Origin of the sequence: Thermophilibacter immobilis (genome assembly GCF_015277515.1) — a bacterium.
In the GTDB taxonomy this organism is placed as follows: Bacteria; Actinomycetota; Coriobacteriia; order Coriobacteriales; family Atopobiaceae; genus Thermophilibacter; species Thermophilibacter immobilis.
In genome coordinates, this window is sequence record NZ_CP063767.1 from 1,375,089 (window position 1) to 1,398,460 (window position 23,372).

Genomic DNA, 23,372 nt, shown 5'->3' on the forward strand with positions numbered 1-23,372 from the left:
CTAGCGCACCTCCCGCTCGACAGGTTCCAGCCGCCAGGCTCCGGGGTTGTCCCTCATGGAGCCCCTGGCCGCCAGGCGCAGAAGCGAGACGAGGACCAGCGGCAGGCTCAATGCCCCCGCCGCGAGGGCGACGAGCCACACATAGGAGGCACAGATGGCCTCCGTGCTCGCGGCTCCCACGAGGCGTGCGACCACGAAGGCCAGCACGAGAAGGCCGGCGGCGACCAGAAGCTCGCGGTAGAGGGGCCGCAGGGGCGCGCCTGCGGCGTCAACGGCCGTGGACCCGCCGCGCACGCGGCCGCGGAAGCGCACGACCACGCCCACGTAGACGGCGAGAAGGACGACCAGGGACAGCGCGGCGGTGCCGTAGCCGTAGACGCTGGGGACGAAGGCACCCGAGCGAGAGAGCGCGGCGAGGCCACCGAGCTCCAGCAGGGCGCTCGCGACCAGGGCGAGGAGGGAGAGAAGCCCCAGGGGACCGAGGGTCGCGAAGAGGGCGACAACCGCGACGAGAAGCGCCACGCCGCAGGCGAGGGCCCCCGTGCGAAGCGCGCCGGCGCCGACGCTCGCCGCGACCGCGGACGTGCCCTGCACGGAGAGGGTCACGGGCAAAGAGCCGGTGCCGAGCGCGATCGCGAGAGCCTGGGCGTCCGCGGCGTCGGTGCCGACCGGCACCGTGACCTGGCCTCCGGTGATCTGCGCGTTGACGGAGGGGGCGGAGACCACGGTGCCGTCGACGAGCAGCACGATCTTGCCTCCCACGGAGGCGAGCTGCCCGGTCGCCTCCTCGAAGCGCGCGGCGGCGTCGGAGGAGAAGGACAGGGTGAGCGCGTAGGAGTCCGTCGTCGAGGAGAGGCTCGCCATCTGGGCCGAGCTGACCTCGGATCCGTCGACGAGCGCCGAGTAGGAGCCCGCGTCGAGCGAGAGGCCCGTGGAGCCCGCCTGGATCTTGGCGACGACCTCGGGGTCGGAGATGGCGTCGAGACGCACGAGCTCCACGTGGCCCGTGCGCGTAGCGGACGAGACGGCCGACGTCGCGTCCTGGCCCGCCGGGACCACGACCTCGAGCGTGCCGTCCTCGTCCGCGCTCACGCGCGCGCCCGTGACCCCGAGCTTCTCGAGGCGCCTCGCCACGAGGGTGGCCGCGGCGCCTGCCGAGGAGGGGTCGTCCGCGATGAAGGTGCTCGCGGTTCCCCCGGCGAAGTCGATGCCCCAGCCCAGACGCTCGGCGGGGGGCCAGGCGAGGGCGAGCCCGACCACGACGAGCACGAGCGCGGACGCGAGGGCGGCCAGGCACCGCCTCCTCTGCTTGGAGGACCTCCGCCACGGCTGACGAGACGCGGGGGCCTTCTTGGCGGCCTCACGCGCGTTCGCGGCGCCGCGGTCAAATCTCTTGTCTGCCATGACTCAGGCCTCTTCGCTCACAGTGGGGCGTCGGGCGCCCGATGGTCAATTCGACTAATTGTACGCCAATGCGAACCGAGGGCAAAAAGGCCGATGGGCGCGCCTGCGCGCTACCAGTCGCGCGAGGCGGGGCTCTGGTCCCAGGCGGCCACGAAGTCGGCATAGGTGCCATCGATGATGACCTGCCGCGCGCGCCGCATGAGGTCGAGCACGTAGCAGACGTTGTGCTGCGACAGCAGGATGGACCCGAGCATCTCCCTCTGGCGCACGAGATGGTGGACGTAGGCGCGCGTGAAGCCGCCCGCGCAGGCCGGGCAGTGGCACGCCGGGTCGATGGGCGCGTCGTCCGTGGCGAAGCGCGCGTTCTTGAGGTTCAGCCGGCCCTCGCTCGAGAAGGCCGTCCCCATGCGGGCGGTGCGCGTGGGCAGCACGCAGTCGAACATGTCCACCCCGCAGCCGACGGCGTGGACCAGGGTCGAGGGCGTGCCCACGCCCATGAGGTAGCGGGGCTTGCCCATGGGCATGTGCTCAGAGACGAGGGGGGCCAGGCTCTCGAACATGGTCGTCTGGTCCTCGCCGACCGAGTAGCCCCCGATCCCGTAGCCGGGGAAGTCTCCGGAGTCCTGGAGGTGACGCAGGCTGCGCACGCGCAGGTCGAGGTCCATGCCACCCTGGACGATACCAAAGAGGGCCTGGTCGGGCCTGGTGTGCGCGGCAAAGCAGCGGTCGGCCCACATGCTCGAGAGCTCCACGGAGCGCTCGACCTTATCGCGTGGGGCGGGCCAGCCCACGCACTGGTCGAGCTGCATCACGATGTCGGCCCCGAGCTGCTGGGCGATGCGCATGTTCTCCTCGGGGGTCCAGCTGACCCAGGAGCCGTCGTAGTCCACGGCGCGAAAGCGCACGCCCTCGTCCGAGAGCCTGAAGAACTCCTCATGCGAGAAGGCCTGGAAGCCGCCCGAGTCGGTGAGGATGGGGCCCTGCCAGCGCATGAAGTCGTGCAGACCGCCGCGCGCGGCCACGAGGTCCGCGCCGGGGCGCATGGAGAGGTGGTAGGTATTGGAGAGCAGGATCTTGGTGCCCATCTGCTCAAGCGTGGACGGCAGGAGCCCCTTGACCGTGGCCTTGGTCCCCACGGGCATGAAGATGGGCGTGGGGATGTCCCCGTGCGGGGTGTGGAAGACGCCGGCGCGCGCGTGCGTGGCGGGGTCTGTGGCCACGACGTCATAGGTGAACCAGCGCCCCTCGTCGGCCACCTCGCCGCGCCCCCAGCCGTCCGACGCGGCCCTTCGCTCCTCGTGTCCCTCGCGCATGTGCTTCCCCTTCGTCTCGGCCGAGCCTTGCCGCGCGGCCGGCGTCCATTATCGCGATCGCGCCGGGGACGGGCAAGCGACGACGGCCCGGCACCCCTGGGGGTGCCGGGCCATCTCTCACACCTAAGAAGGGGGCGCGCTGCTTACTCGCCGAAGCCGCTCTCGATGAGGGCGACGAGGGCGTCGAGGGCGTCCTGCTCGTCGGTGCCGTCGCAGGCGACCTCGACCTTGGTGCCCGTGCCCAGGCCGGCGGCCAGGATCATCATGATCGACTTGGCATTTACGGGCGCGGAGTCCTTGTCGACGTTCTTGATGGTGACGTTGCACTGGTACTTCTTGGCCTCGGTCACGAAGACGGACGCGGGGCGCGCGTGAAGGCCAGTGGCGTTGATGATGCTTGTCTGCTTAGAAACCATGCTGTGGACTCCCTTTTCCAGAATTCCCTGTCAGGCGGGGACAGTCTGTTGCCCCGAAAGCGCTGTGCCTATCCTATCAAACATGGGGCCTTTGGGCAGGCACGTTCTTGAGGAGACTGCAAAGTCTTGGGATACGCGCAATCCGGAGGCGGGGACGCGCGTCTCTTGCGGCACAATGAGAACTCATGGGGACGTCGCCTGATGGCGGGAGCCCCGCAGAAAAGATGAGGTGGGGAGGCCCCTATGGCAGACGATCGTGACAAGCACGAGGAGCCTGTGGCAGACGAAGGCCCGGTGGCGAAAACGGACGAGACGCGCGGTAGGACGGCTCTCTCGGCCGCGCGCGGAGCGGCGGGGGCGGCGGCCTTGACCCTGCACGGGGGACTCTCCGCCGTGCGTGACGTCCACGCAGCCTCGCGCGAGCATGCGGGAGCCCGCTCGAAGCTCCGCGAACTCGAGGACGCGCTCGCCGACGACGAGAGGGTCCTCGAGCGGCGCGACGACATCGAGCGCGACTACGAGGGAATCGTCACCGAGCAGAGCGCCATCGTCGAAGAGGCGTCAAAGGAGGTCTCCTCCCAGAGGAGGCAGGTGGAGTCCCTGGAGGCGCAGGTCGAGCAACTCACAGGCGAGCTCGAGCGTCTGCGCTCGGACCACGAGCAGGAGCTGCGGCCCCACAAGCGCGACGTCGACGACGCGCGTTCCCGCATGGACGACGCGAATGGCGTGGTGGCCGAGGCCAGGCGCGCGGTACGCGGCGCCCAGGGCCAGGTCAAGATCGCGACCGACCATCGCGAACAGGGCATATCTGCCGCCAACCGCGCCCTGGACTCCTCCCAGGCACGCCTGCGCAAGGCTCAGGACGAGCTGGACCGGGCCCAGGAGAAGCACGCCGAGGCGCGCGCGATCTCCAAGCTTCACGACGAGGTCGTGGGAGAGCTCGCCCGCGTCGAGTCCGCCCGCGCCGAGGTGGGGACGGTCTCGAGCGACGCGCAGGCGAAGGTGGACGCCGCGGGCGCGCACCTCTGGACCCAGAACCGCTCGCTCGAGGAGGCCAAGAGCGAGCAGGAGGCGGCCAAGGAAGGCTACGAGACCCTCAAGAGCGCCTACGACGAGCTGCTCGCCCAGGCACAATCCGCCGAGAAGGACCTCGAGGGGCGAGTCTCGTCCCTGCAGGCTCAGGCCAACGACGCCAAGGCCGCCCACGACGAGGCCGCCGAGAAGCACGACCAGGCCCAGGCCCTGCTCGACGAGGCGACCTCGGTCCACGCGACCCCCGAGGAGACGGCGCGGCTGCGTGCGAGCGTGGCCGAGGGCCGCGCGGCCGTGGCCGCCCAGGAGAAGGTCGTCGGCGCGCTCGCCGATGACGAGCGCGCGCTGAGGTCGACGACCCGCGCGCAGCGGCTCATCCTCATCGCAGTCGCGGCGTCCGCGGTCGCGCTCGTGGCGCTTCTCGTCTGGTGGCTCTAGGCGGGCGGGACGGACGGGGCGCTCGCCGTGTTCTTCTTGACAAAAGAGCCGCAAGCGCCCCGCGGGGTTGCCGACGCGCTCGCACGGCAGGGCACATGCGGCACCTTTGAGCTCCGAGGCGCGCGAAGTGCCCCGCTCGGCCTCCGGGCTCCCACCGCTGCGGGGCATCTACGGCGTCTGTCGGCACCTTAGTGCTGCAAGTGCCCCGCGGGGTTGCCTGCGCCGGCACCCAGCGGGGCAGATGCGGCGTTTGTCGGCGTCCAAACACCACAAGCGCCCCGCGCAGCGAGAGGCCCTACACGATGAGCATGGCGTCGCCGAAGCTGAGGAAGCGATAGCGCTCGTCGATGGCCTCCTGGTAGGCGGCCATGATCTGCTCGCGCGTGGCCAGGGCCGAGACGAGCATCATGAGCGTGGAGCGCGGCACGTGGAAGTTGGTGATGAGCGCGTCGACCACGTGGTAGGTGGAGCCGGGCATGAGGTAGAGGTCGGTCGTGGCGTCCCTGCGCGCGACGAGGTCTCCCTCCCCCGCCCCCGGCGCGCGCTCGAAGCGGCGCGCCACCACGGGCGGATCCGACGGCGCAGCTCCGGCCTCCCAGGCGCTCTCGAGCGAGCGGACCGAGGTCGTGCCCACCGCGACCACGCGGTGCCCTGCCGCCTTGGTGGCGTGCACCGCGTCGATGACCTCCTGGCTCACGTGGTAGCGCTCGGTGTGCATCACGTGCTGGGTGGGGTCGTCCTCGCTCACCAGGCGGAAGGTGTCGATGCCCACCTCGAGCTCCACCGTGGCCCAGCCGCAGCCCTTCTCGCGAATCCGCTCGATGAGCTCGGGCGTGAAGTGCAGACCCGCCGTGGGCGCCGCGGCTGAGTGCTCCTCGCGCATGGCGTAGACGGTCTGGTACTTTTCGGGGTCGCCCTCGTACTGGGTGATGTAGGGGGGCAGCGGCACGTGGCCGGCGGCGTGTATGGCCTCGTCGAGCGTGCGCGGGCGGCCGGCGTCGCCCATCCCCTGCGGGCAGAGGCGCACGAGGCGGCCGCCGCGGTTGTCGTCCAGAAAGTCGAGGACCTCGCCGGTGAGCACGACCGGGGAGGAGTCCGGGGCGTGCAGGCCGCCGGCGCGGTACTCGATCACGGCACCGGGCTTGAGGCGCTTGCCGGGGTTGACCAGGCACTCCCAGGTGCCGCCGAGCGTGTCCAGGTCCTCGCGGCGCTTGAGCAGGAGCGTCTCGGACACCCCGCCCGTCTCGCGCTTCTTGCCCACGAGGCGCGCGGGCATGACCCGCGTCTTGTTGGCCACGAGCAGGTCACCCGGCTCGAGGTAGTCGATGACGTCCGTGAAATGACGGTGCGTCACCGAGCCGTCCGCGCGGTCGAGCACGAGCAGGCGGCACGAGTCGCGTGGCTCGGCCGGGGCCTGGGCGATGAGCTCGTCGGGAAGCGGGTAGTCGAAGTCATCGGTGCGCATGGTTTCCTCTCGTCGAAAGTTTCCGCCGAGAAGGATAGCGCTCGGGAAGCGACGGCGCACGGGACGGGGAGAGGCACGGGCGCAACGGGGACGTCTGCTCTCCTTGCAGATGCTCGCAGGTGCCGCTCACGAATACGGGGCTGGGGCACGTCAAGGCCCCTCGCGGGGTGCCCCGAGCCCCGTATTCGTGAGCGGCCCGACCGCCGCGCGCGACCCCTACGCCTCGGCGCGGGCTGCGGCCTTGGAGCGCTTGCGCTCGTCGCGGGCCTCGTGGCGCTCGAGGGCGGCCTCGGCGGCCGAGAAGCGGCAGCCGCAGTAGCATTGCCGATACATCCCCAGCTCGCGCGCCCTCTGGGTGGCACAGGGGTAGTAGGACCTAAAGTCGCGCCACACGGCCGTGAGGTCGTGCGCAACGGCCAGGCGCGCCAGGATCTCTCCGCAGTCGTCGAAGAGCTGGTAGGGCGAGACGACCAGCGTCGTGGAAACGTGGGTGAAGCCGCGCTCGACCGCCACGCGGCACAGCTCGGCGAGCCGCAGCGCGTAGCACGCCCGGCAGCGCCGGCGTCGGTCGAAGCCGGCCGGACCCGCCACGCGCTCCCACGCCGCGCGATCGTCTCCCGCCATGATCACGTCCACCTGGGCCGCTTCCCTGGCCCACGTCGTGAGCGTGGAGAGTCGCCGGTCGTGCTCGGACAGGGGCTGGATGTTGGGGTTTGTCCACAGGATCGTGGGCTCGAAGCCCTCCTCGCGCAGCAGGCGCACCGGCTCGAGCGAGCAGGGGCCGCAGCACGCGTGGAGCAGCAGCGGGACGCGCCCGCCCACGGGGGTCTCAGGGACGCCTACGACGCCAGCGGTGCCCACGGCTACTCCCCTTCTCCCCGCACGTCGCCGTCGCGGCGCCCGCCGTCGAAGGCGGCGAGCATCGCCGCGACCGAGCGGTTCATCTCGCGTGCGAAGTCGGAGTTCCACTTGCGCGCGCAGAAGGCGCGCAGTCGCTCGTCTGCTGCCTTAGCGTCCACGAGGTCGGCCCCCTGCCTTCTCCCCAGGTCGGCGCGCAGGTGCTCGTCTGAGACATCAACGTAGGCGTCCTCGAAGACCATCTCGTCAAGGGAGGCGCGCTCGGGCTTGCGCCGGGCTCTCTGCCCCTCAGTGGGATGGCCCAAGACGAGCAGGGTCACGGGGACCACGTAGCGCGGGCAGCCTAGGATCTGCGCCTGCTCCTCTCCGCGCTCGAGGACGTCGCCGATGTAGCACGAGCCTATCCCCAGGCTCCAGGCGGCCGTGGTCGCGTTCTGCGCGGCGATGAGCGCGTCCTGGCAGGAGAGCACGAAGTCCCCCACGCCCGGCTCGCGCGGCTTGGCCCCGGCGAGCCCAAAGCCGCGCCACCAGCGGCGCGCGTCGGCGACAAACGCGAGCACGAGCGGCGCTTTGGCAATGAAGGGCTGGTGGTCGCAGGTCTCGGCGAGGCGCTCCCTCTTTGCCTGGTCGCGCACGACGATGATGGAGTAGAGCTGCTGGTTTCCCGCCGTGGGTGCCTGGCAGGCCGCCTCCAGGATCGCGCGCTCGTCGGAGGCGCTCACGGGCTCCTCGGTGAAGACGCGCACGGACTTCCTCTCGTGCAGTTGGGCGATCGTCTGGTTCATGGGCTCTCTCATGAGGCCTCCTCGTGATCGGAATCAATGTCGGACAAGAGAGTGATGCCGAACTCGGTGTCTCGGACGTGCGTGCAGGCGCTCTCGCGCAGGGTCTCGCAGGCCATGAGAAGGTCGCCCGAGCTGCCCGAGAGGTGCACGAAGGCCAGAAGGACGGCCAGAACCGGGCGCCCGGCGACCAACGCGATCGCCGCCAGCGCCCCCGTGACCACGACCGCCGGCGCGAGCAGGACGCAGACCATGCGAGCGCGCGTGGCGCAGGCACCGTCGGTCCGGGTGTAGAGGAAGGCGTCCTGGTGGCCAAAGCTCACCCGGCATCCCGGGCACGCGAGCTTGAACGCCACCGCGTGCACGAGCTCGTGGGCCGGCAGCGCCGCAAGCGAGCCGGCGGCCAGCGCGAGCCACCACCACGGGTCCAAAAGGCCGCGCGGTCCCACGCCCGCGAGCATGCCCACGACTACGGCGAGCGCGAGTCCCGCGACCAGGATCGCCACGGACCAGCGCGTTATTCTCGCCTGCAGGACGGCGTCACCCAAGACGTCTATGTCTACGATCGTGCGCATACAGACATCATAGCGCGCGGGCGGAGCCGCCCGGTGCGCACTCGCGCAGGTCGGCGAGACGTGCGAGAATAGACCCGATCACCAGAACCCGAGACCTATGCGAGAGGGACATCTTCATGGCTTGCGAGAATCCCACCGCGCGCCCGAGCTTCCCGGCGCGCGCCGTCGTCACCGGCGGCATGCCGTACGGCAACAAGAACCTGCACTTCGGCCACGTCGGCGGCGTCTTCGTGCCCGCCGACTTCTTTGCGCGCTTCCTGCGCGACCGCATCGGGGCCAAAAACGTGCTGTTCGTCTCCGGCACCGACTGCTATGGCTCCCCCATCGCCGAGGGCCACCGCAAGAAAGTCGAGCAGGAGGGCTACGAGGGTAGCCTGACCGACTACGTCCGCGCGAACCACGAGGCGCAGGCAGCGGCACTCAGGGACTACGAGGTCTCCCTCGACCTGTTCGGCGGCTCGGGCCTCGAGCCCGCGCGCGAGGTGCACGCCGAGCTCACCGAGCACATCGTCCGCCGCCTCTACGAGCGGGGACGTCTCATCCGCCGCACCACGCGCCAGTTCTACGACGTCCAGGCCCAGACCTTCCTCAATGGGCGGCAGGTGCGCGGTCACTGCCCCGTACGCGGCTGCAAGTCCGACAAGGCCTACGCCGACGAGTGCGACCTCGGCCACCAGTTCGACCCCGAGGAGCTCATCTCCCCCGTCTCCGAGCTCACCGGCACCGCCCCCGAGCTCAGGCCGGTTGACAACTGGTACTTCGACCTGCCGGCCTTTCGCGAGGAGCTCGAGCTCCTCATGGACGAGTGGGACCTCGACCCGCAGGTGCGCGGCGTCGTGACCAAGACCGTCCGCGAGTCGCTCGTGGACCCCGTCATCTACGTCCCCACGAAGTTCCGCGCGGCCTACGACGAGGTCGCGGAGGCGCTGCCCGCCCACGAGCTCGCGGAGCCCGAGGGCAGCCAGCAGTCCTTCTCGCTCACGTTCGCCGACTGGCGGGCGCGCGACGAGGCGCGCGAGTCCCTGGACGCGGCCGGCGTGCGCTTCCGCACGGGCAAGTGCCTCCTGCCGTTTCGCATCACCGGCAACATCGACTGGGGCGTGGCTGCCCCCGACCTGGAGGGTACCGGGGGCCTCACGGTCTGGTGCTGGCCGGAGAGCCTGTGGGCGCCCATCTCCTTCACTCAGGCCGCGCTGGCCGCCTCAGAGCCCGGGCGCTTCTCCTCGACCGACTGGCGCGACTGGTGGTGTGCGGACGACGCGCGCGTCTATCAGTTCATTGGGCAGGACAACATCTACTTCTACTGCGTCGCGCAGCCCGCCCTGTGGGAGGCGCTCGACTGGGACCTCACCCAGGACGTGCCCGTGGCCAACTACCACATCCTGTTCATGAACAAGAAGGCGTCCTCCTCGGGCGCCATCAAGCCACCCCTGGCCTCCGAGCTGCTCGAGCACTACACCGCCGAGCAGCTGCGCGCCCACTGGCTGTCCCTGGGGCTCGACCAGAGGGCCGTCTCGTTCAACCCCAAGGCCTTCGACACGTCTGTCTCGCACAAGGACAAGGCCACCGGCGCCGACGTCCTGGTGAGAGACGACCCGCGCGTGGTGGACCCCGCCCTCAAGGAGGGCGCGTTTCTCACCAACATCTTCAACCGCCTGGCGCGCTCGTGCCTCTACGGGGCGGCCCACGTCTGCGCGGGGCACCTCCCCGCCTGCGCGCCCGCGGCCGAGGCCACGGATGCCGCGCGCGAGGCCACGCTCGCCTTCGAGCGCACGGCCCACGGCTTCGACGCCCACGGCGCGATCGGCGTGGCCGAGGAGTTCTGCCGTGCCGCCAACAAGCGCTGGGACGAGGCCTCCAAGGCCGCCAGGGGCGACGACGGCGCCTACGCGCAGGCCCTCGCCGACGCCTTCGTGGCGCTGCGCACGACGACCCTGCTCCTGCATCCCGCCGTGCCCGCCGGCTGCGAGAGGATCTGCGCGCACCTGGGCTTTGCGACGGAGGAGTTCTTCTCGTGGGACCACGCGTTCGACGGCCCGGTCGAGCTCGCCCGCGCGTGCGGCGAGAGGCCCGAGGAGCACGAGCTCGTGGCTCTGCCGCCCCGCTTCGACTTCTTCGAGAGACACCCCTCCCAGGAGAGGGGCCGCTAGCCATGGGCGCCTCGGCTCCGGCGCCGCCGGTGGGCGCGCCCGTTCCGCCGCTGCCTCCCGTCCACGTGAGCCGCCCCTACGAGCGGCCGCGCTGCCCTGTCGCGGCGCGTGTCGAGGTCCCGTGCCAGGACGGCGCCGCCATCGTAGCCTGGGTCTATGCGCCCGCGGGCGTCCGCGACGAGCCGGGCACGCCCTTTGGCCTGATGGCCGGCGTTCCCCCTGTGCTCATGCTGCACGGCAACGGCGAGGAGCACGGCATCTTTGGCCCCACGATCGACGCCGTGGTGGCCGCGGGGCGCTCCGTGGTGGCCGTGGACTCCCGCGCGCAGGGCGCCAGCTCGCGGGGCGCGGCTCCGCTCAGCTACGAGCTCATGGCCGCCGACGCGCGCGAGGCCTGCGCGCGGCTCGGGGCGACCCAGGTCCACGTGCTCGGCTTCTCGGACGGGGCCATCCTGGGGCTCCTTCTGGCCCGTGACTGGGGGGCTCACGTGCTCTCGCTCACCGCGCTCGGCGCGAACCTCACGCCGGAGGGGCTTCCCGACGAGGACCGGCGCTTCATGGTCGAGGCCGCGGCTGCCAACCGCGCCTGGGCGGAAGGCGGACGTGCGGGCGTGCTTCTGGGCGACGGGACGGCTGCGCCCTCCCCCGCCGAGGCGGGCCGGGTCGCCGAGCTCCTGCAGCTCATGGTCGACCAGCCGCAGATAGACGCCGCGTCTCTCGCGGGCATCACCTGCCCGACCACGGTCATGGTCGGCGAGCTGGACACGATCCTGCCCGAGGAGACCCATCGAATCGCCGCATCCGTCCCCGACGCGCGCCTGGTCGTGGTGAGCGGGGCCGACCACACGCTGCCCAAGGTGGCCGCGGATGCCGTGACGCGCGAGCTTCTGGGCACGGTGGCTTTGAACGACGTGCGCCACGTACCCGGCTCGCTGGACGCCTCGTGCGCGCCGGCCGACGTCACCGTGGTGCCCCTGCCGCGCGAGGAGCGCTGGGCGACGGCGCTCAACACCCTCTACGAGCACGTGGACGCGCGCGCCGGCACCTCCGGCTGGATCCAGGATGTCTGGCCGCCCGTGGGCCTCGCGCGCGAGCTCTTGGGCGACGGCTCGTACTGGGGCGCCTTCGACGCCGCCGACGTGGGCGACGGGGTGCCCCTTCCGGACGCCGAGCTTCTGGGTGCCTTCGCCGTCGACCACGACGCCGACGTGGGCGACGGGAGCCTGCCCGGGGCCGGGCGCGGCACCGGCGGACCCGACTGGGAGGTGCTGCCCGCAGGCGAGCTCGCGAGCTACCACCTTCTGGCCGTGGACCCCGCGGCGCAGGGGCGCGACGTCGCCGTAGCGCTTCTCTGCGCCGGCGAGCGCGCGGCGCGTGAGCTGGGAGCTCGTGTGGTGCGGATAAACACGTCGGTCTCCAACGTGTCGGCCAACGCGCTCTACGAGCGTTGGGGATTCATGCGGCACCGCCCGATCTGGCTTCCGTACGAGGGCCTCCCCCTGCCCGGCTGGACCAGCCTCTGGGAGCTGCGACTGTAGGCGTCTCTCGACGGCCTACCGAGGCCTCTTCTCGGCAGCTCAACGGGCAAAACGTCCGTCCCAAAGGGGTTCCAGATGGATTTCTCGTCCCCGTAGATAAAAATTGCGCCCCAATCCTTACGACGAGGCCCCGGAAGCCAGCAGATTCTCGCGAGCGTTAGCCCGACCTCTCCCCTCTCCCTTGAAAAGATTTATGTCGACTCGAAATGCTAACAAAAAGTAAAACTATCTGAACATCAACAGGTCGCGCGGGGGCCCGTCCTCTTCTGCCACTTTTTTATGATCGAGCGGAGTCATACATAAAATTTTTAGAGGAAGAAACGAGGACGGCAGGACGGCTCCGGAGGTCTACAGCTCCAGGCCCTCGAAGGTGTCAATGACCTCGTCGGCGGCGGAGACGTCGAACTTCGTGGACAGGCAGTGGCAGCCGAAGACGTAGGCACCGGCCGCCTTGCCCGCGCGGACGCCCGCCGGGGAGTCCTCGAAGACGACCGAACGAAAGGCGTCTGCGCCCATGCGACGCAGCCCCTCCAGATAGGGGTCGGGGTCCGGCTTGTGCCGCTCGGTGGCCTCCCACCCCACCACGTCGTCGAAGTAGCCGCGCATCCCCGTGCGCCCGAGCGCCGCCTCCAGGCGGTCGGCCTCGGTCGTGGAGACCACGCACGTCCGCACGCCCCGCGTACGAATCCTGCCGAGAAGCCCCTCCACCCCTGGAGCGATCTTAAGCGGAAGCTCGTAGTAGACGTCCTTGTTGTCCGACCAGTCCGAGAAGAACTCCTCGGCGCTGACCTCACGCCCATGGCCGGCAAACAGGGCGGGAACGGTCTCCTCGCCGGAGCTGGACGCAATGCTTCCCAGCTCGGAGATGGTGGGCTCCACGCCGAACTTCCGACAGATCGAGGCGAGGATCCGCATGTTGTAGGCCTCCGTGTCGGCGAGCGTGCCGTCGAAGTCGAACAGGGCGCACTCGACGCCTGTGGGACGGTCCATCCAGGCTCCTTACTAAGAGAGATCGCGATACTTGAGGTAGAAGAGGGCCCCCATGACGGCGATGATGGCGGAGGCCCCGAAGAGCACCGCCTGCACGCCGAGGGCCTCGGCGAGGAAGGGTGCCACGAGCAGGGGGAGCACCCCTGCGCTCATGAGGCCGAGGCGCGTGAAGCCCATCACGCGACCGAGGTACTCCATGGGCGTCGCCTCCTGCACGAGCACGGTCTCGGCGGGCTCCTCGATGCCAAAGGCGAGCCCCGTGATGGCCTGGCCCACGATCGCGACGGTCAGGATGCCGGTACCGGTGTAGACCATCGACCCCACGCCCACGAAGAAGAGGGAGCCCAGCAAGAGGCCCATGGTGATTTTTCTGGCGTTGACGCGGGTGAGCAGGAAGGCGCCCACGCTCGACCCCACCCCGCTGACGGCGGAGAGGATGCCCAGCCACACGATGTCCACCTGCAGCACGTCTCTATAAAAGAGCGACTCCAGCGAGTCGAAGGCGCCAAAGGCAAAGAAGCCGAGAAACCCCGCAAGGAAGAGCACGCGCAAAAAGCGGGAGCCAAAGACGATGCGCGCGCCCTCGCGCATGCCGTTGAGCATGCCGATGCGCCCCTCGCGATCGCCGGCCCCGCGCTCGGGGACCACCTGCTCGCGACAGCCCCACGTGAGGGCGAAGGCGACAGCCATGCATGCCGCCATGAAAAAGTAGACGTAGCGCGTGGGAAAGGTCCCCACGAGGGCGGCGCCCACGAGGGGGCCGATCGTGAAGGCGATGTCGCTGTAGAAGACCATGAGGCCGTTCAGGACCGAGAGGCGCTCCTTGCCGCTCACGAGATAGACCGGGTAGGTCCGCGTGCAGGTGTTGATCGAGCCCCCGCAGAGACCGAGCGCAACCGCCGCGAACACGAGGACGGGAACGGACGGTGGCAGCACGGCCACGACCAGGCTCACGACCACGACTGCGGCGAGCGTGCCCAGCGCCGTGCGACGAGGGCCGTAGCGATCGATCACGGGGCCGGACGCGGCGTTGGCGAGCGCGGTCGCTAGGTTGCGCGCCAAGGTGATGGCCGCGATCACAAAGGCGTCGGCCGCGAGGTCGTAGGTGGCCATGCCGATGAGCCCGAGGAAGTAGACCGCGTTGTTGGCGCACCACTGCAAGGACTCCAGGGCGATGAGGCGAACCTCGGGCGAGGTCAGGGGCTCGCGCGCAAGGCGCTCCGCACGCCGTGCTGCCTTGTCTTCTCGCGTCATACGCACCCTTCCCCGCAAAGCTCGTTTTTGCCGACAAGCCCGTGAACCGTTCGCCCAGAGCGTCGGGCGCGCGCGGACCTTCCCGCGTGCGCCCGGTCTCGAAGCCTCTTGAAGCGCGCCACCTCAGAAAAACCGAGTGCCCTCCTACTCCATGAAGCCAAAGAACGCGGCAATGACGCCGAAGGCCATGGTGCCCAGGATAAGCCACACGGGGCTGATCTTCTTGGAGAGCAGCCAGTAGTAGATTCCCATGAAGCCAAGGCCCACGATGCCGGGCATGATACCGTCCAGGACGTCCTGCAGAGTCGTCGCGGCATCGCCGATGCCGAACTCGACGCTGATGGTGGCCCAGAACATGTCCTTGGTCATGGACCCGATCACCATGCAGCCCACGATGCCCGCGATCTGCATAATCACATCCATGAGGCCGCTCTTCTCGGCACCGGTGAGCAGGTCGACGCCGACCTCGTAGCCCTTCTGGACGCCCCAGATGCGCAGCCAGAAGGCGGGGACGTTGTAGATGAGCAGGTAGACGATGGGTCCGAGGGGATTGCCCGACTGGCACAAGGAGATGCCCAGGGCGACGGCCACGATGCGGATGCAGGTGAGGAAGATGGAGTCGCCGATCCCGGACAGGGGACCCATCAGGGCGGCCTTGACCTCGTTGACGGACTCGGGCTCGAGCTCGCCCTTGGCGATCTTCTCCTCCATGGAGATCGCGATGCCGCCGACGAAGGGGGCGATCTGCGGCGTGATGTTGAAGAAGGCGACGTGGCGCTCGAGCGCCTTGGCATAGCCCTCGGGGTCGTCGCGATAGATCTTCTTCAGCATCTTCATGATCATGAGACAGAAGGCGATGCCCATCTGGTTGGCATAGGTCCACGAGAACTCCATGCCCAGGGAACCAACGTTGACCGCGGACCGCACGAGGTCCTGATGGGTGATCACGCGCTCATTGTCCTTGAGCTCCGTGGGGGTCGTGTTATCAGAAGTCATCATCGTCATCTCCCTCTGCCGCGAGCGCGGGCTTGCGCTGGTCAAAGATGCCGGCCTTCTCGATGCCGATGATCACGGCTATCAGGGCGACGCCGAGCACCGGGATGTTGGCGTATGCCGTGAGCAAGAAGCCCAGGAAGAAGAAGGGCATGAGGGACTTCGTGAAGATCATGCGACCGAGCATGGCAAAGCCCATGACCGGCAGCATGTTCGCCGCGATGGAAAAGCCGGTGAGCACGAAATCCGGCACGACGTCAAGGACCCATCCCACGGCGTCGGAGCCAAAGTAGACCGCCGCGTAGATGACAGCGAACTTGATGGGGACGTAGATGAGGGCGATGAGCCAGTGGAGCCCCACGATCTTCTTGTCCTGCCCGGCGGCGGCGTACGTGGGGGCAAGGCCGCTCAGACCGTTGGTCACGGGCGAGAACAGGTTGCTCAGGGCAATCATGATGGAGCCGATGGGCATGGCGAGAGCCACGGCCGTCTCGGCGTCGAAGCCGAGAAGGATCGCGTAGGCCGTGCAGAGAATGCCCGCCGAGGTGGCGTCGGGCGGCACGTAGGCCCCGATGGAGACCGAGCCCAGGAAGAGCAGCTCGAGGCTCGCGCCAAGCGTCAGCCCCATCTGCACGTCACCCAGCAGCAGTCCCACCACAGGTGCCACGACGATGGGCCTGAAGCCGTACAAGGTACCGAACTGATAGTCGAAGCTGCCAAACACAAGATCGACGAATGCGCATATCAGCGCTGGTCCAAACATAGTCCCTCCTTATTCTGTCTCACTGCGATGTCCGACACGCCTGCTCAGAGGAGTCGTGCCACGTTTACCTTGGAGTCATCCGCAAGGGCGCGGTACTCGAGCTCGATGCCGCGCGCGTCAAGCTCCCTGAGCATCTCGACGTCGGACTCCTCAAGGAAAATCTGCCGTGTCACCTCCCTCGTAGTGGGCGTCTCCTTTGTGTTGCCGAGGTTGATGCTCCTGATCTGCGGGCAGCCGTCAACCAGCTGCTTGGCCTCGGCGAGGGTCTGGACGCAGATGATCATGCGGTACTTGTCCGTGACGCCGGAGTTGATGGCCTCGATGGCGTGGGCCATGTCCTTGATGACGAGCTTGCAGCCGCGTGGCTTGCCCAGCTTCAGGGTGGTGCGCCAGACGTTGTCGTTGGCCACCTTGTCTCCCACGATGAAGATGCAGTCGGCACGAAGCGCCGAGGTCCACGTCACGGCCACCTGGCCATGGAGCAGGCGGTGGTCGACTCGCAGCAGTTGAATCATTTCTTATCCTTTCCTCGGGGCGGGGCGCCTAGAACTCCTCGTCGGCGTCCACGCCGGGCAGGGCGTCGTTGCAGTAGGCCGGCCTTACCTCGTCGCTCGACACGAGCTCGCGCAAAAAGGGCGCCAGGTCCTCGCTGTCGTCAAGGCCCAGCACGAGCGTGAGCAGCAGGGGCAGGTTCATGTTGGTGAGCAGGTGAACGCGGGGTCGGCGCTGGACGAGCTGGAGGAACTCGTTGTTGACGCTTCCGCCGAGAAGGTCGGTGCAGACGACGACCTCGTCTGCGTCCGGGATGGCGTCGAGCTCACGCTGGGCGAGGACGGCCACGTCGTTGTTGCCGTCGACGAAGCAGGAGAGGGTGCGGACGTCGCAGGGCGTGCCCGCGAGCAGCTCGACGCTCTGTGCGATGCCCTGCGCGAAGTGCGCGTGCGAGGCTATGACGACGTGTCTCATGGCAGGAGCTCCCTTATCGCCTCGTGGTAGCGGGACATCGTCCGCGCGTCGGCTGCCGCGGGATCCGCGAAGTGCTCGGAGTCCACCGTCTCCACGGAGAGGAACCCCTCGTAGCCCCGTGCCCTGAAGCGCGCGAGATCTGCGGCCATGTCTCGCTTTCCGTCCCCCCAGGCCACGTGCGACCAGTCCCCGCAGTCAACGAAGTGGGCATGGATGACGTCGGAGCCAAAGACGTCGAAGTAGTCGTCGATGGTCTCCCCGGCCGCCCACATGGCGCCCGTGTCGAGGCACACCTTGAGGGCGGGGCTCTTGGCTTCCTCTATGAGGCGGGAGAGCTCGGCAGTCGTGTGCACGAGGTTCGTCTCGGACTCCTGAAGCGCCTCGATGGCGATGGGCATGCCCTGGTGCTGTGCGTAGGAGCCGATCCGATGCAGCATGGCCACGCTGCGCTCCCAGGCGTCGGCGCGTGGCTCGTCGAGATAGCCCCATCCGCTGGTGGCCACGACCTGATGGGCGCCCAGCTCGCAGGCCACGTCGATGACGTTGCGAAAGTAGGAGCAGGTACGCTCTCTCATCCGGCGGTCGCGAGAGGCCATGTTGTACGGCTTGGGGCTGGTTTGCTCCGGGCAAACTCCGATGACCTTGACCCCGTAGTGGCGCTCGAGGGCCTTGATCTCCTCGAGGGAGTCATGGCCCTGATAGTCCACGAAGTAGTGCATGGGGCCCGTCCAGAGCTCGCATGCCTCGTAGCCGGCATCGTGCGCGCCGGCGAAGAAGCCCTCGAGCCCAAAGAATCGATACTCGCAGTTCATCGCACTCAGGGGGGCGATGTCATGGTGTTCGCTCATCGCTACCTTCTTTTGAGAAAGCTCTTGTGAGAAAATGGCAGGGGACCCGGCGCAGCCCTAGGCCCCGAGAAGGGCCTGCTGCTCCTGGGTGATCTGGATGGCGGCACTGGCCCCCAGGACGGACGCGCCCGCGGCCAGGAACTCCTGGGCCTGTTGATAGGTGCGGATGCCCCCTGCGGCCTTGATCTGGACCTCGTCGCCCAGAAGGGACTTCATGAGCTTCACCTTGTCGAGCTCGGCGCCCTTGAAGCTCTCGCCCGTCGACGTCTTGAGGCAGGTGGGCCTGCAGGCGAGCGCGATCTCGCAGACCCTGGTGAGGCACTCCTCGTCCATCTTGCAGGTCTCGATGATGATCTTGGCGTCTATGTGGCGGTCGCGGCAGAAGAGGGCGATCTCGGTCATCTGTCGCTCCAGGTAGTCGTAGAGGCGGTGCTCGACGGCATGCTGGTTGAGGATCCCCTCTATCTCGCGAAATCCCACGCGGTACTGGTCCTCGAAGTCGGCGAGCTGGGCCTCCACGCTCTCCTCGCCGTTGGGAAAGTCGCAGTAGCCGGCCACGATGACGTCGGAGTCCAACAGGTAGTCACGCGCCTGCTCGAACTCGAAGCGATTCGCGAAGACGCAGCGAAAGTCATGCTCCTTGGCCTTCTGCAGGTACTGATCGAACGTGTCTTCGGGGGCTTGGATGTAGTCAATAAGACGATTGATGCTAATCATGAGGAGCCTCCCGCTCGGGCGCTGCCCTGCGCGGCGGGGCGACGATGACGCCGGTGCCCCGCCGCGGCAGTGCCTCCTAGTAGTCGAACTGGTGGTAGTAGCGACGATACTGAAGGTTGTGCTTGGTGACGGTCTCGTAGTAGCGGCTGACGCGGTCGGTGACCAGCACCGTGAGGATCCACGGGGAGACGATGACGCGAAACTCCGGGTCGAGGCCCTCAATGGCGTACTCGGCGGTGTCGATCACGACGACGTCGTCGTCTCCCGTGACGCCGCTCTTGAGGAAGGCCTCGACGCGGTTGTCGAGCGCGCGGTACTCGTCCTCGCCCTTGAAGAGGATGACGGGAACGCCCGGCTCGACAAGCTCGAGCGTGCCGTGGAAGAAGTCGGCCGAGGTGACGTATCGAGTGCGCTTCCACTGCATCTCCTCGAGGATGCACATGGCGAACAGGATCGTCTCGCCCCACAGGGCGCCGCCTCCGATGAACATCGTGTAGGGGGCCAGGGCGTACTTCTTGGCGATCTCCTCGGCCTTGGGCTCGAAGCGCTTGCGGATGTCGAGCAGGTCCGACCAGATGCCCCGGGTCTGCTCGATGAACGCGTCGTACTTGGGGAAGCACCCGCGGTGGTAGAGCAGGCGCAGGCCGAAGCAGTCGGCGAGGTAGTAGCCGCCCTCGCAGCCGCCGCTGCCATGATCGGAGGCCATCTGGACGCAGTTCTCTGCCCCGGCCGCCTGGCCGATGGGCCCCTCGGGCTTGGTCATGGCGAACACCCGGACGCCCTGCTCCTTCATGGTCGTGATGGCCTGGAGGATCTCGGGCGTGGTGCCGGAGTCGGAGGCGGTGAGGACCACGGACTTCTCGGTCATCCGCTTGTGACCGGAGACGTTGTACTCGGCGGCGTGGATCAGGTAGCACTCGAGGTCCTTGTCACCGAACTTGTTCATCATGTACTCGAGCTGCATGAGCTCGTCCCAGGTGCCTCCGACGCCCAGCAGGAACACGGCGTCGTAGCCCTCCTCGGCGACCTTGTCGGCCAGCGCCGCCATCTTCTTGCCGACCTTGTAGAGCTCCTCGCCGTCCTTCAGGTAGCCCTTCTGGTCAAAGTTCATAATCTCGACCTTCTCTGTCTCCTCCATAGCTCCCCTTCCCGAGAGAAAGATATATGAGTGGAATGTTTTAAATACCACTTCCCACGTGAAAGAGATTAGGTGTTTTTAATACCAATATTCTCACGAGAAGGCGCGTCTTCGTGAGCGGTATTAAAAAGCTACTAAACGGCATGTGCGAGAGGGATGGGAAACGGCGCCCGCACCCGCCGGGGCAGGCGGATCCTACACGTACGAGCTGTACACGCCCGTCGCGCCGTCCGAGACGGACGTGGCGTGCTCGAGCACGCGCCCCTCGGCGTCGTAGCTCAGGCAGTCGAGCAGGAGCGCGGGCTCGCCCGCGTCGAGGCGCAGGATCTGGGCGTCTCTTGCCGTGAGGGAGACGACCTCGAGGTACTCGAGCGCCTTGGTCACGCGATGGCCGCGCAGGGCATAGGCCTCATAGAGGCTGAAGAGCGAGACGTCCACGTCCTCGATGCCGGGAAGCAGGGGGCAGGGTATCCAGACGTCCTCGATGCTGGCGGGGACGCCCCCCACGGAGTTGAGGCGTCGCACGTTGTAGAGGGCGTCGTCTTGCTCGATGCCGAAGAGCGACGCGTAGTAGGGGCCGGCCTCGCGCACGACCCGGTGCAGGATGCGAACGGAGGCCTCGCGGTGCTCGAGTCGCATGCTCTCGCGAAAGCCCAGGGGACCCTCCTCGCACGAGGGGGCGGCCCGGGTGACGAAGGTACCCCTCCCCTGGACGCGCAGGACTGACCCGTCCTCGGCGAGCCCGTCGAGGGCTCGGCGCACCGTGAGCCGGGAGACGCCGTAGCCCTGGGACAGCTCGCTTTCCGAGGGAATCGCCGAGCCGAGGGGATAGGCCCCCTCGTCGATCCCGCGGCGCACGTCGCGGCGTATGCGGACGTAGGGGGGCAGCGCTGCGGGCTGATTCGCGTCCGGATCGTCACGTCTGTGCTGGGGCGCGCTCATAGGCTCGTGACGCTCGCGATCCGATAGCGGCCCGGCAGCGTGACCGAGTGCAGGTACTCCACGACGTCGTCTGCCGTCGAGCGCTCCGTGCCGTCGAGGACGAGGGCCGCCTGGCCCTCGCGTGCCTCGAGCAGGTGGGCCTCCTCGGGCGTGAGGCGGCCCACCGTCACGCGCTCCATGCTGTACACGACGCGGATCGCGTACTCGCTCAGCAGCACCTCGTACAGGGCGAGCCGCGAGAAGTCGTGGTCCTCCACGCCGGGACACAGCGTGCGGTTGACGTAGGAGTCGTCGATGATGAGCGGCTCCGCGTCCGCCAGGCGCACGCGCCGCAGGTGGAACAGGGACGTCCCCTCGCGAACCTCGAGCCTCTCGCCCAGCGCCTCGTCCGCGAGGACGACCTGGGCGCACACGACGCGAGACGAGGGCTCGCGGCCGGCCTGCCTCACGGCCTCGCTGAAGTCGAAGGTGCGCCCCATCACGTTGATGGGGCGCATGCGGGCGACGTAGGTGCCCGAGCCGGGCCTGCTCTCGAGGACGTGGCGGGAGCGAAGCTGCGCGATGCCCCCGCGAAGCGCCGTGCGGGATACCCCGATCTTCTCGCACAGCTCGCGCTCGGCGGGAAGCCGGTCGCCGGGCTCGAGCCCGTGGCTCTCGAGGTAGTGCCTGAGGCCCTCCACCGCCTTGTCGCGCGCGGGGGCGCAGGAGAGCTCGCGTGGGTTCACCTGCCGCGCTCCCCGTGCCGTCCCATGGCCTCGAAGGCCTCGTGCAGGGCGTCCGCCTCTGCGCGAATGCGGCGGTAGGCGTCGGAGCTCTTGCTTGTCCTGGATGCGATGAAGGGCAGCTGGAGCAGGGCCCCCTCGGCTCCTCGCACCCTCACGGCCACGCCGAGGGAAAAGCACGTCTCGGCGCGCCGGGCCGCGTTTCGGCGCGAGGCGCGCATGGGGTTCGCCACGAAGGACGCAAACGAGTCCGCGCCCGGTTGCGCCTCGTCCGGAGCCTGCGTGCCGTCGTCCTCGACCACCTGGCTCGCGAGGACGTCTGCGTAGGAGAAGATGCGCGGCTCCGAGGCGGGCATGCGGACGGCCCACGCGAGGTGCACCTCGTCCTGGTAGACCGTGGGAGCGGCAGAGAGGGGCATGGCCTGGTAGAGGACGCTCGTGACCTCGAAGCCCTCCTTTGAGAGCAGCTCCCTCGTCTTGTCCTTGCCAAAAAGCGCCATGGCGGCCTCCTCTTTCACCACGAGCAGCACGGGTCGCCTCCCCCGATCGGCGAGGGACTCCCGTCATTGTAGAGGAGCCGCGTCCTGGCCGCGAAGGGCGCGGCCCTGCCAAGAAAACCTCCACCGCACCTGCTGCGGCGCCCGGGGTCGCGCCGTGCGGCCCACACCCGGACACGAGCCGCGAGCCGCTTCCGACAGGAGCTGGCTACGCCGGAAACAGCACGGTGACGCTCGTGCCCTTGCCCAGCTCGCTCTCGAGCTTGATCTGGGCCGCATGGTAGGCGGCGGCGTGCTTGACGATGGCCAGGCCCAGCCCCGTGCCGCCCGTGTCCCGGCTGCGCCCCTTGTCCACGCGGTAGAAGCGCTCGAAGACCTTGCCCTGGTCCTCCTTTGGAATCCCGATGCCGGTGTCCGTCACGCGGATGCAGGGCCGGCCGTCCTGGGGGACCACCCAGACGTAGACCCTGCCGCCGGCCGGGTTGTAGCGAATCGCGTTCTCCACGAGGTTGCTCACGAGCTCGTCGAGCAGCCGGGCGTTGCCCATGACCGGGCTCGCGACCCCCTCGACGCTCACCTCCACGCCTGCGCGCCGCGCGCTCTCGCCCAGGCGCTCGACCACGTCCGAGGCGACGGACCTGAGGTCCACGCGCTCGGCCGGGCCAAAGATCTCCCGGTCGCCCGCGCGCTCGGACTCGTCGAGCTTGGAAAGCATGAGGATGTCGCTCACGAGCGCCGAGAGGCGCTGGGCGTCGTCGTAGATGCGCCCGGCGAAGTCGCGCACGTCCCCCTTGCGCACGAGGCCGTCGCGCATGAGCTCGGCGGCGCCCGAGATGGAGGCGATGGGGGTCTTGAGCTCGTGGGTGACGTTGGCCGTGAACTCGCGGCGCAGGTCGTCCGCGTCCTGGAGCTGGGCCATGCGCCTGACGAGCTCGCCGCGCTGCTCGTTGAGGCGGTTGACGAGCGGGTCGAGCTCCTCGTAGGGGGCTGCGGCGTCGCCCGCCGCCGGGTCGATCTGGAGTATCGGGCGCACGAAGCTGCGGGCGAGGCGCCGAGAGACGAGCCAGCTCACTCCCACCACCACGACCGCCAGGGCCGCGAGCGCGGTGACGTCGCGGGAGAGGAACGTCCCCACGCTGGCGCGGTCGACCGACAGGCGCACGACCGCGCCCGACGAGAGGCGCACGGCCTCGTAGAGGCTCACGTAGCCGGCGGTCGCGCTCGCGCGCTCCGCCGATCCCGACCCCTCGCTCAGCGCGTCGGCGACCTCGGGGCGATCGGCGTGGCTGGGAAGGGTCGCGGCGTCGGCGAGGCTGTCGTAGGACACGGTGCCGTCAGGCTCCACGAGGGTGACGCGTATGCCGGAGAAGTCGAGCCCGTCGAGCACCGAGACGTCGTCGCTCGTGCGGTCGAGCAGGGAGGCCACGGTGCGGCACTCCCCCGCGAGCTGCTCGTGCTCGTCCTCAAAGAACGCCGACTGAAAAAGGACCGACGCCGCGATCGTCACCACGACGGCGACGAGCGCGCAGGCGGCGACGAGCGCCGCGAAGACGCGCTGGGACAAAGACCTT

At 68.6% G+C, this 23,372-nt stretch carries 23 protein-coding genes; 3 read left to right on the plus strand and 20 right to left on the minus strand.

Annotated elements, in window-relative coordinates:
* The 3 genes from INP52_RS06155 to INP52_RS06165 all read right to left on the minus strand — a co-directional run bounded on the left by INP52_RS06155 (position 1) and on the right by INP52_RS06165 (position 3,133).
* Entirely contained in the window at positions 1 to 1,404 is a 1,404-nt protein-coding gene (locus INP52_RS06155; RefSeq protein WP_194370024.1) for a SecDF P1 head subdomain-containing protein, read from the minus strand.
* A 110-nt stretch (positions 1,405 to 1,514) separates the two neighbouring features.
* Positions 1,515 to 2,717, minus strand: a complete 1,203-nt coding sequence (gene tgt / locus INP52_RS06160; RefSeq protein ID WP_194370026.1) for a tRNA guanosine(34) transglycosylase Tgt — start codon at positions 2,715 to 2,717, stop codon at positions 1,515 to 1,517.
* 143 nt (positions 2,718 to 2,860) lie between these two features.
* Positions 2,861 to 3,133 (minus strand): HPr family phosphocarrier protein, encoded by a 273-nt coding sequence (locus tag INP52_RS06165; RefSeq protein WP_194370028.1) that lies wholly within the window; start codon positions 3,131 to 3,133, stop codon positions 2,861 to 2,863.
* A 243-nt stretch (positions 3,134 to 3,376) separates the two neighbouring features.
* On the opposite strand from INP52_RS06165, the gene INP52_RS06170 reads away from it, so the two are divergent.
* Complete coding sequence (locus INP52_RS06170) at positions 3,377 to 4,603, plus strand: coiled-coil domain-containing protein (protein ID WP_194370030.1); 1,227 nt, start codon at positions 3,377 to 3,379, stop codon at positions 4,601 to 4,603.
* A 295-nt stretch (positions 4,604 to 4,898) separates the two neighbouring features.
* Here INP52_RS06170 and queA read toward each other — a convergent pair whose 3' ends face one another.
* From queA to INP52_RS06190, 4 genes are all read right to left on the minus strand, one after another.
* Positions 4,899 to 6,068, minus strand: a complete 1,170-nt coding sequence (gene queA, locus INP52_RS06175) for a tRNA preQ1(34) S-adenosylmethionine ribosyltransferase-isomerase QueA (RefSeq protein WP_194370032.1) — start codon at positions 6,066 to 6,068, stop codon at positions 4,899 to 4,901.
* 216 nt (positions 6,069 to 6,284) lie between these two features.
* Positions 6,285 to 6,929 carry an epoxyqueuosine reductase QueH gene (locus tag INP52_RS06180; protein ID WP_228478277.1) on the minus strand — a complete coding sequence of 215 codons (645 nt, stop codon included), beginning with the start codon at positions 6,927 to 6,929 and terminating at the stop codon, positions 6,285 to 6,287.
* Between the two features lie 2 nt (positions 6,930 to 6,931).
* Positions 6,932 to 7,723 (minus strand): nitroreductase family protein, encoded by a 792-nt coding sequence (locus INP52_RS06185; protein ID WP_228478278.1) that lies wholly within the window; start codon positions 7,721 to 7,723, stop codon positions 6,932 to 6,934.
* Positions 7,720 to 8,283, minus strand: a complete 564-nt coding sequence (locus INP52_RS06190) for a DUF3267 domain-containing protein (protein ID WP_194370034.1) — start codon at positions 8,281 to 8,283, stop codon at positions 7,720 to 7,722. The genes INP52_RS06185 and INP52_RS06190 overlap by 4 nt, the downstream gene beginning before the upstream one ends.
* A 116-nt stretch (positions 8,284 to 8,399) precedes the next feature.
* Here INP52_RS06190 and INP52_RS06195 point away from each other — a divergent pair, with 116 nt between their 5' ends.
* Positions 8,400 to 10,433, plus strand: a complete 2,034-nt coding sequence (locus INP52_RS06195) for a class I tRNA ligase family protein (protein WP_194370036.1) — start codon at positions 8,400 to 8,402, stop codon at positions 10,431 to 10,433.
* Between the two features lie 2 nt (positions 10,434 to 10,435).
* The gene (locus INP52_RS06200; protein ID WP_194370038.1) at positions 10,436 to 11,971 is read left to right on the plus strand and encodes a bifunctional alpha/beta hydrolase/GNAT family N-acetyltransferase; all 1,536 of its coding nucleotides are present in this window, start codon (positions 10,436 to 10,438) and stop codon (positions 11,969 to 11,971) included.
* A gap of 348 nt (positions 11,972 to 12,319) precedes the next feature.
* On the opposite strand, the gene INP52_RS06205 is transcribed toward INP52_RS06200, so the two are convergent.
* The 13 genes from INP52_RS06205 to INP52_RS06265 form a co-directional block, all read right to left on the minus strand.
* Positions 12,320 to 12,961, minus strand: coding sequence for an HAD family hydrolase (locus INP52_RS06205; RefSeq protein WP_194370040.1), 642 nt, complete (start codon positions 12,959 to 12,961; stop codon positions 12,320 to 12,322).
* A 12-nt stretch (positions 12,962 to 12,973) separates the two neighbouring features.
* On the minus strand, positions 12,974 to 14,215 hold the full coding sequence (locus tag INP52_RS06210) for an MFS transporter (RefSeq protein WP_194370042.1): 1,242 nt from the start codon (positions 14,213 to 14,215) through the stop codon (positions 12,974 to 12,976).
* Positions 14,216 to 14,359: 144 nt separating this feature from the next.
* Entirely contained in the window at positions 14,360 to 15,211 is an 852-nt protein-coding gene (locus INP52_RS06215) for a PTS system mannose/fructose/sorbose family transporter subunit IID (protein ID WP_194372894.1), read from the minus strand.
* Positions 15,201 to 15,971: a PTS mannose/fructose/sorbose/N-acetylgalactosamine transporter subunit IIC gene (locus INP52_RS06220; RefSeq protein WP_194370044.1), complete on the minus strand. Its 771-nt coding sequence runs from the start codon at positions 15,969 to 15,971 to the stop codon at positions 15,201 to 15,203. The genes INP52_RS06215 and INP52_RS06220 overlap by 11 nt, the downstream gene beginning before the upstream one ends.
* A gap of 44 nt (positions 15,972 to 16,015) precedes the next feature.
* Positions 16,016 to 16,486 carry a PTS sugar transporter subunit IIB gene (locus INP52_RS06225; protein WP_194370046.1) on the minus strand — a complete coding sequence of 157 codons (471 nt, stop codon included), beginning with the start codon at positions 16,484 to 16,486 and terminating at the stop codon, positions 16,016 to 16,018.
* A 28-nt stretch (positions 16,487 to 16,514) separates the two neighbouring features.
* On the minus strand, positions 16,515 to 16,937 hold the full coding sequence (locus INP52_RS06230; RefSeq protein ID WP_194370048.1) for a PTS sugar transporter subunit IIA: 423 nt from the start codon (positions 16,935 to 16,937) through the stop codon (positions 16,515 to 16,517).
* Positions 16,934 to 17,785, minus strand: coding sequence for a sugar phosphate isomerase/epimerase family protein (locus tag INP52_RS06235; RefSeq protein ID WP_194370050.1), 852 nt, complete (start codon positions 17,783 to 17,785; stop codon positions 16,934 to 16,936). Before INP52_RS06235 ends, INP52_RS06230 begins: the two co-directional genes overlap by 4 nt.
* A gap of 57 nt (positions 17,786 to 17,842) precedes the next feature.
* Entirely contained in the window at positions 17,843 to 18,502 is a 660-nt protein-coding gene (deoC, locus tag INP52_RS06240) for a deoxyribose-phosphate aldolase (RefSeq protein WP_228478279.1), read from the minus strand.
* 76 nt (positions 18,503 to 18,578) lie between these two features.
* A complete protein-coding gene (locus tag INP52_RS06245) occupies positions 18,579 to 19,640 on the minus strand; it encodes an SIS domain-containing protein (protein ID WP_194370052.1) in 1,062 nt (353 codons plus the stop codon).
* 195 nt (positions 19,641 to 19,835) lie between these two features.
* Positions 19,836 to 20,582: a GntR family transcriptional regulator gene (locus INP52_RS06250; RefSeq protein WP_194370054.1), complete on the minus strand. Its 747-nt coding sequence runs from the start codon at positions 20,580 to 20,582 to the stop codon at positions 19,836 to 19,838.
* Positions 20,579 to 21,307 (minus strand): GntR family transcriptional regulator, encoded by a 729-nt coding sequence (locus INP52_RS06255; RefSeq protein WP_228478280.1) that lies wholly within the window; start codon positions 21,305 to 21,307, stop codon positions 20,579 to 20,581. Before INP52_RS06255 ends, INP52_RS06250 begins: the two co-directional genes overlap by 4 nt.
* Positions 21,304 to 21,804: a hypothetical protein gene (locus INP52_RS06260; RefSeq protein ID WP_194370056.1), complete on the minus strand. Its 501-nt coding sequence runs from the start codon at positions 21,802 to 21,804 to the stop codon at positions 21,304 to 21,306. Before INP52_RS06260 ends, INP52_RS06255 begins: the two co-directional genes overlap by 4 nt.
* A 205-nt stretch (positions 21,805 to 22,009) precedes the next feature.
* The gene (locus INP52_RS06265) at positions 22,010 to 23,365 is read right to left on the minus strand and encodes a sensor histidine kinase (RefSeq protein ID WP_194370058.1); all 1,356 of its coding nucleotides are present in this window, start codon (positions 23,363 to 23,365) and stop codon (positions 22,010 to 22,012) included.
* Between the last annotated feature and the right edge of the window lie 7 nt (positions 23,366 to 23,372).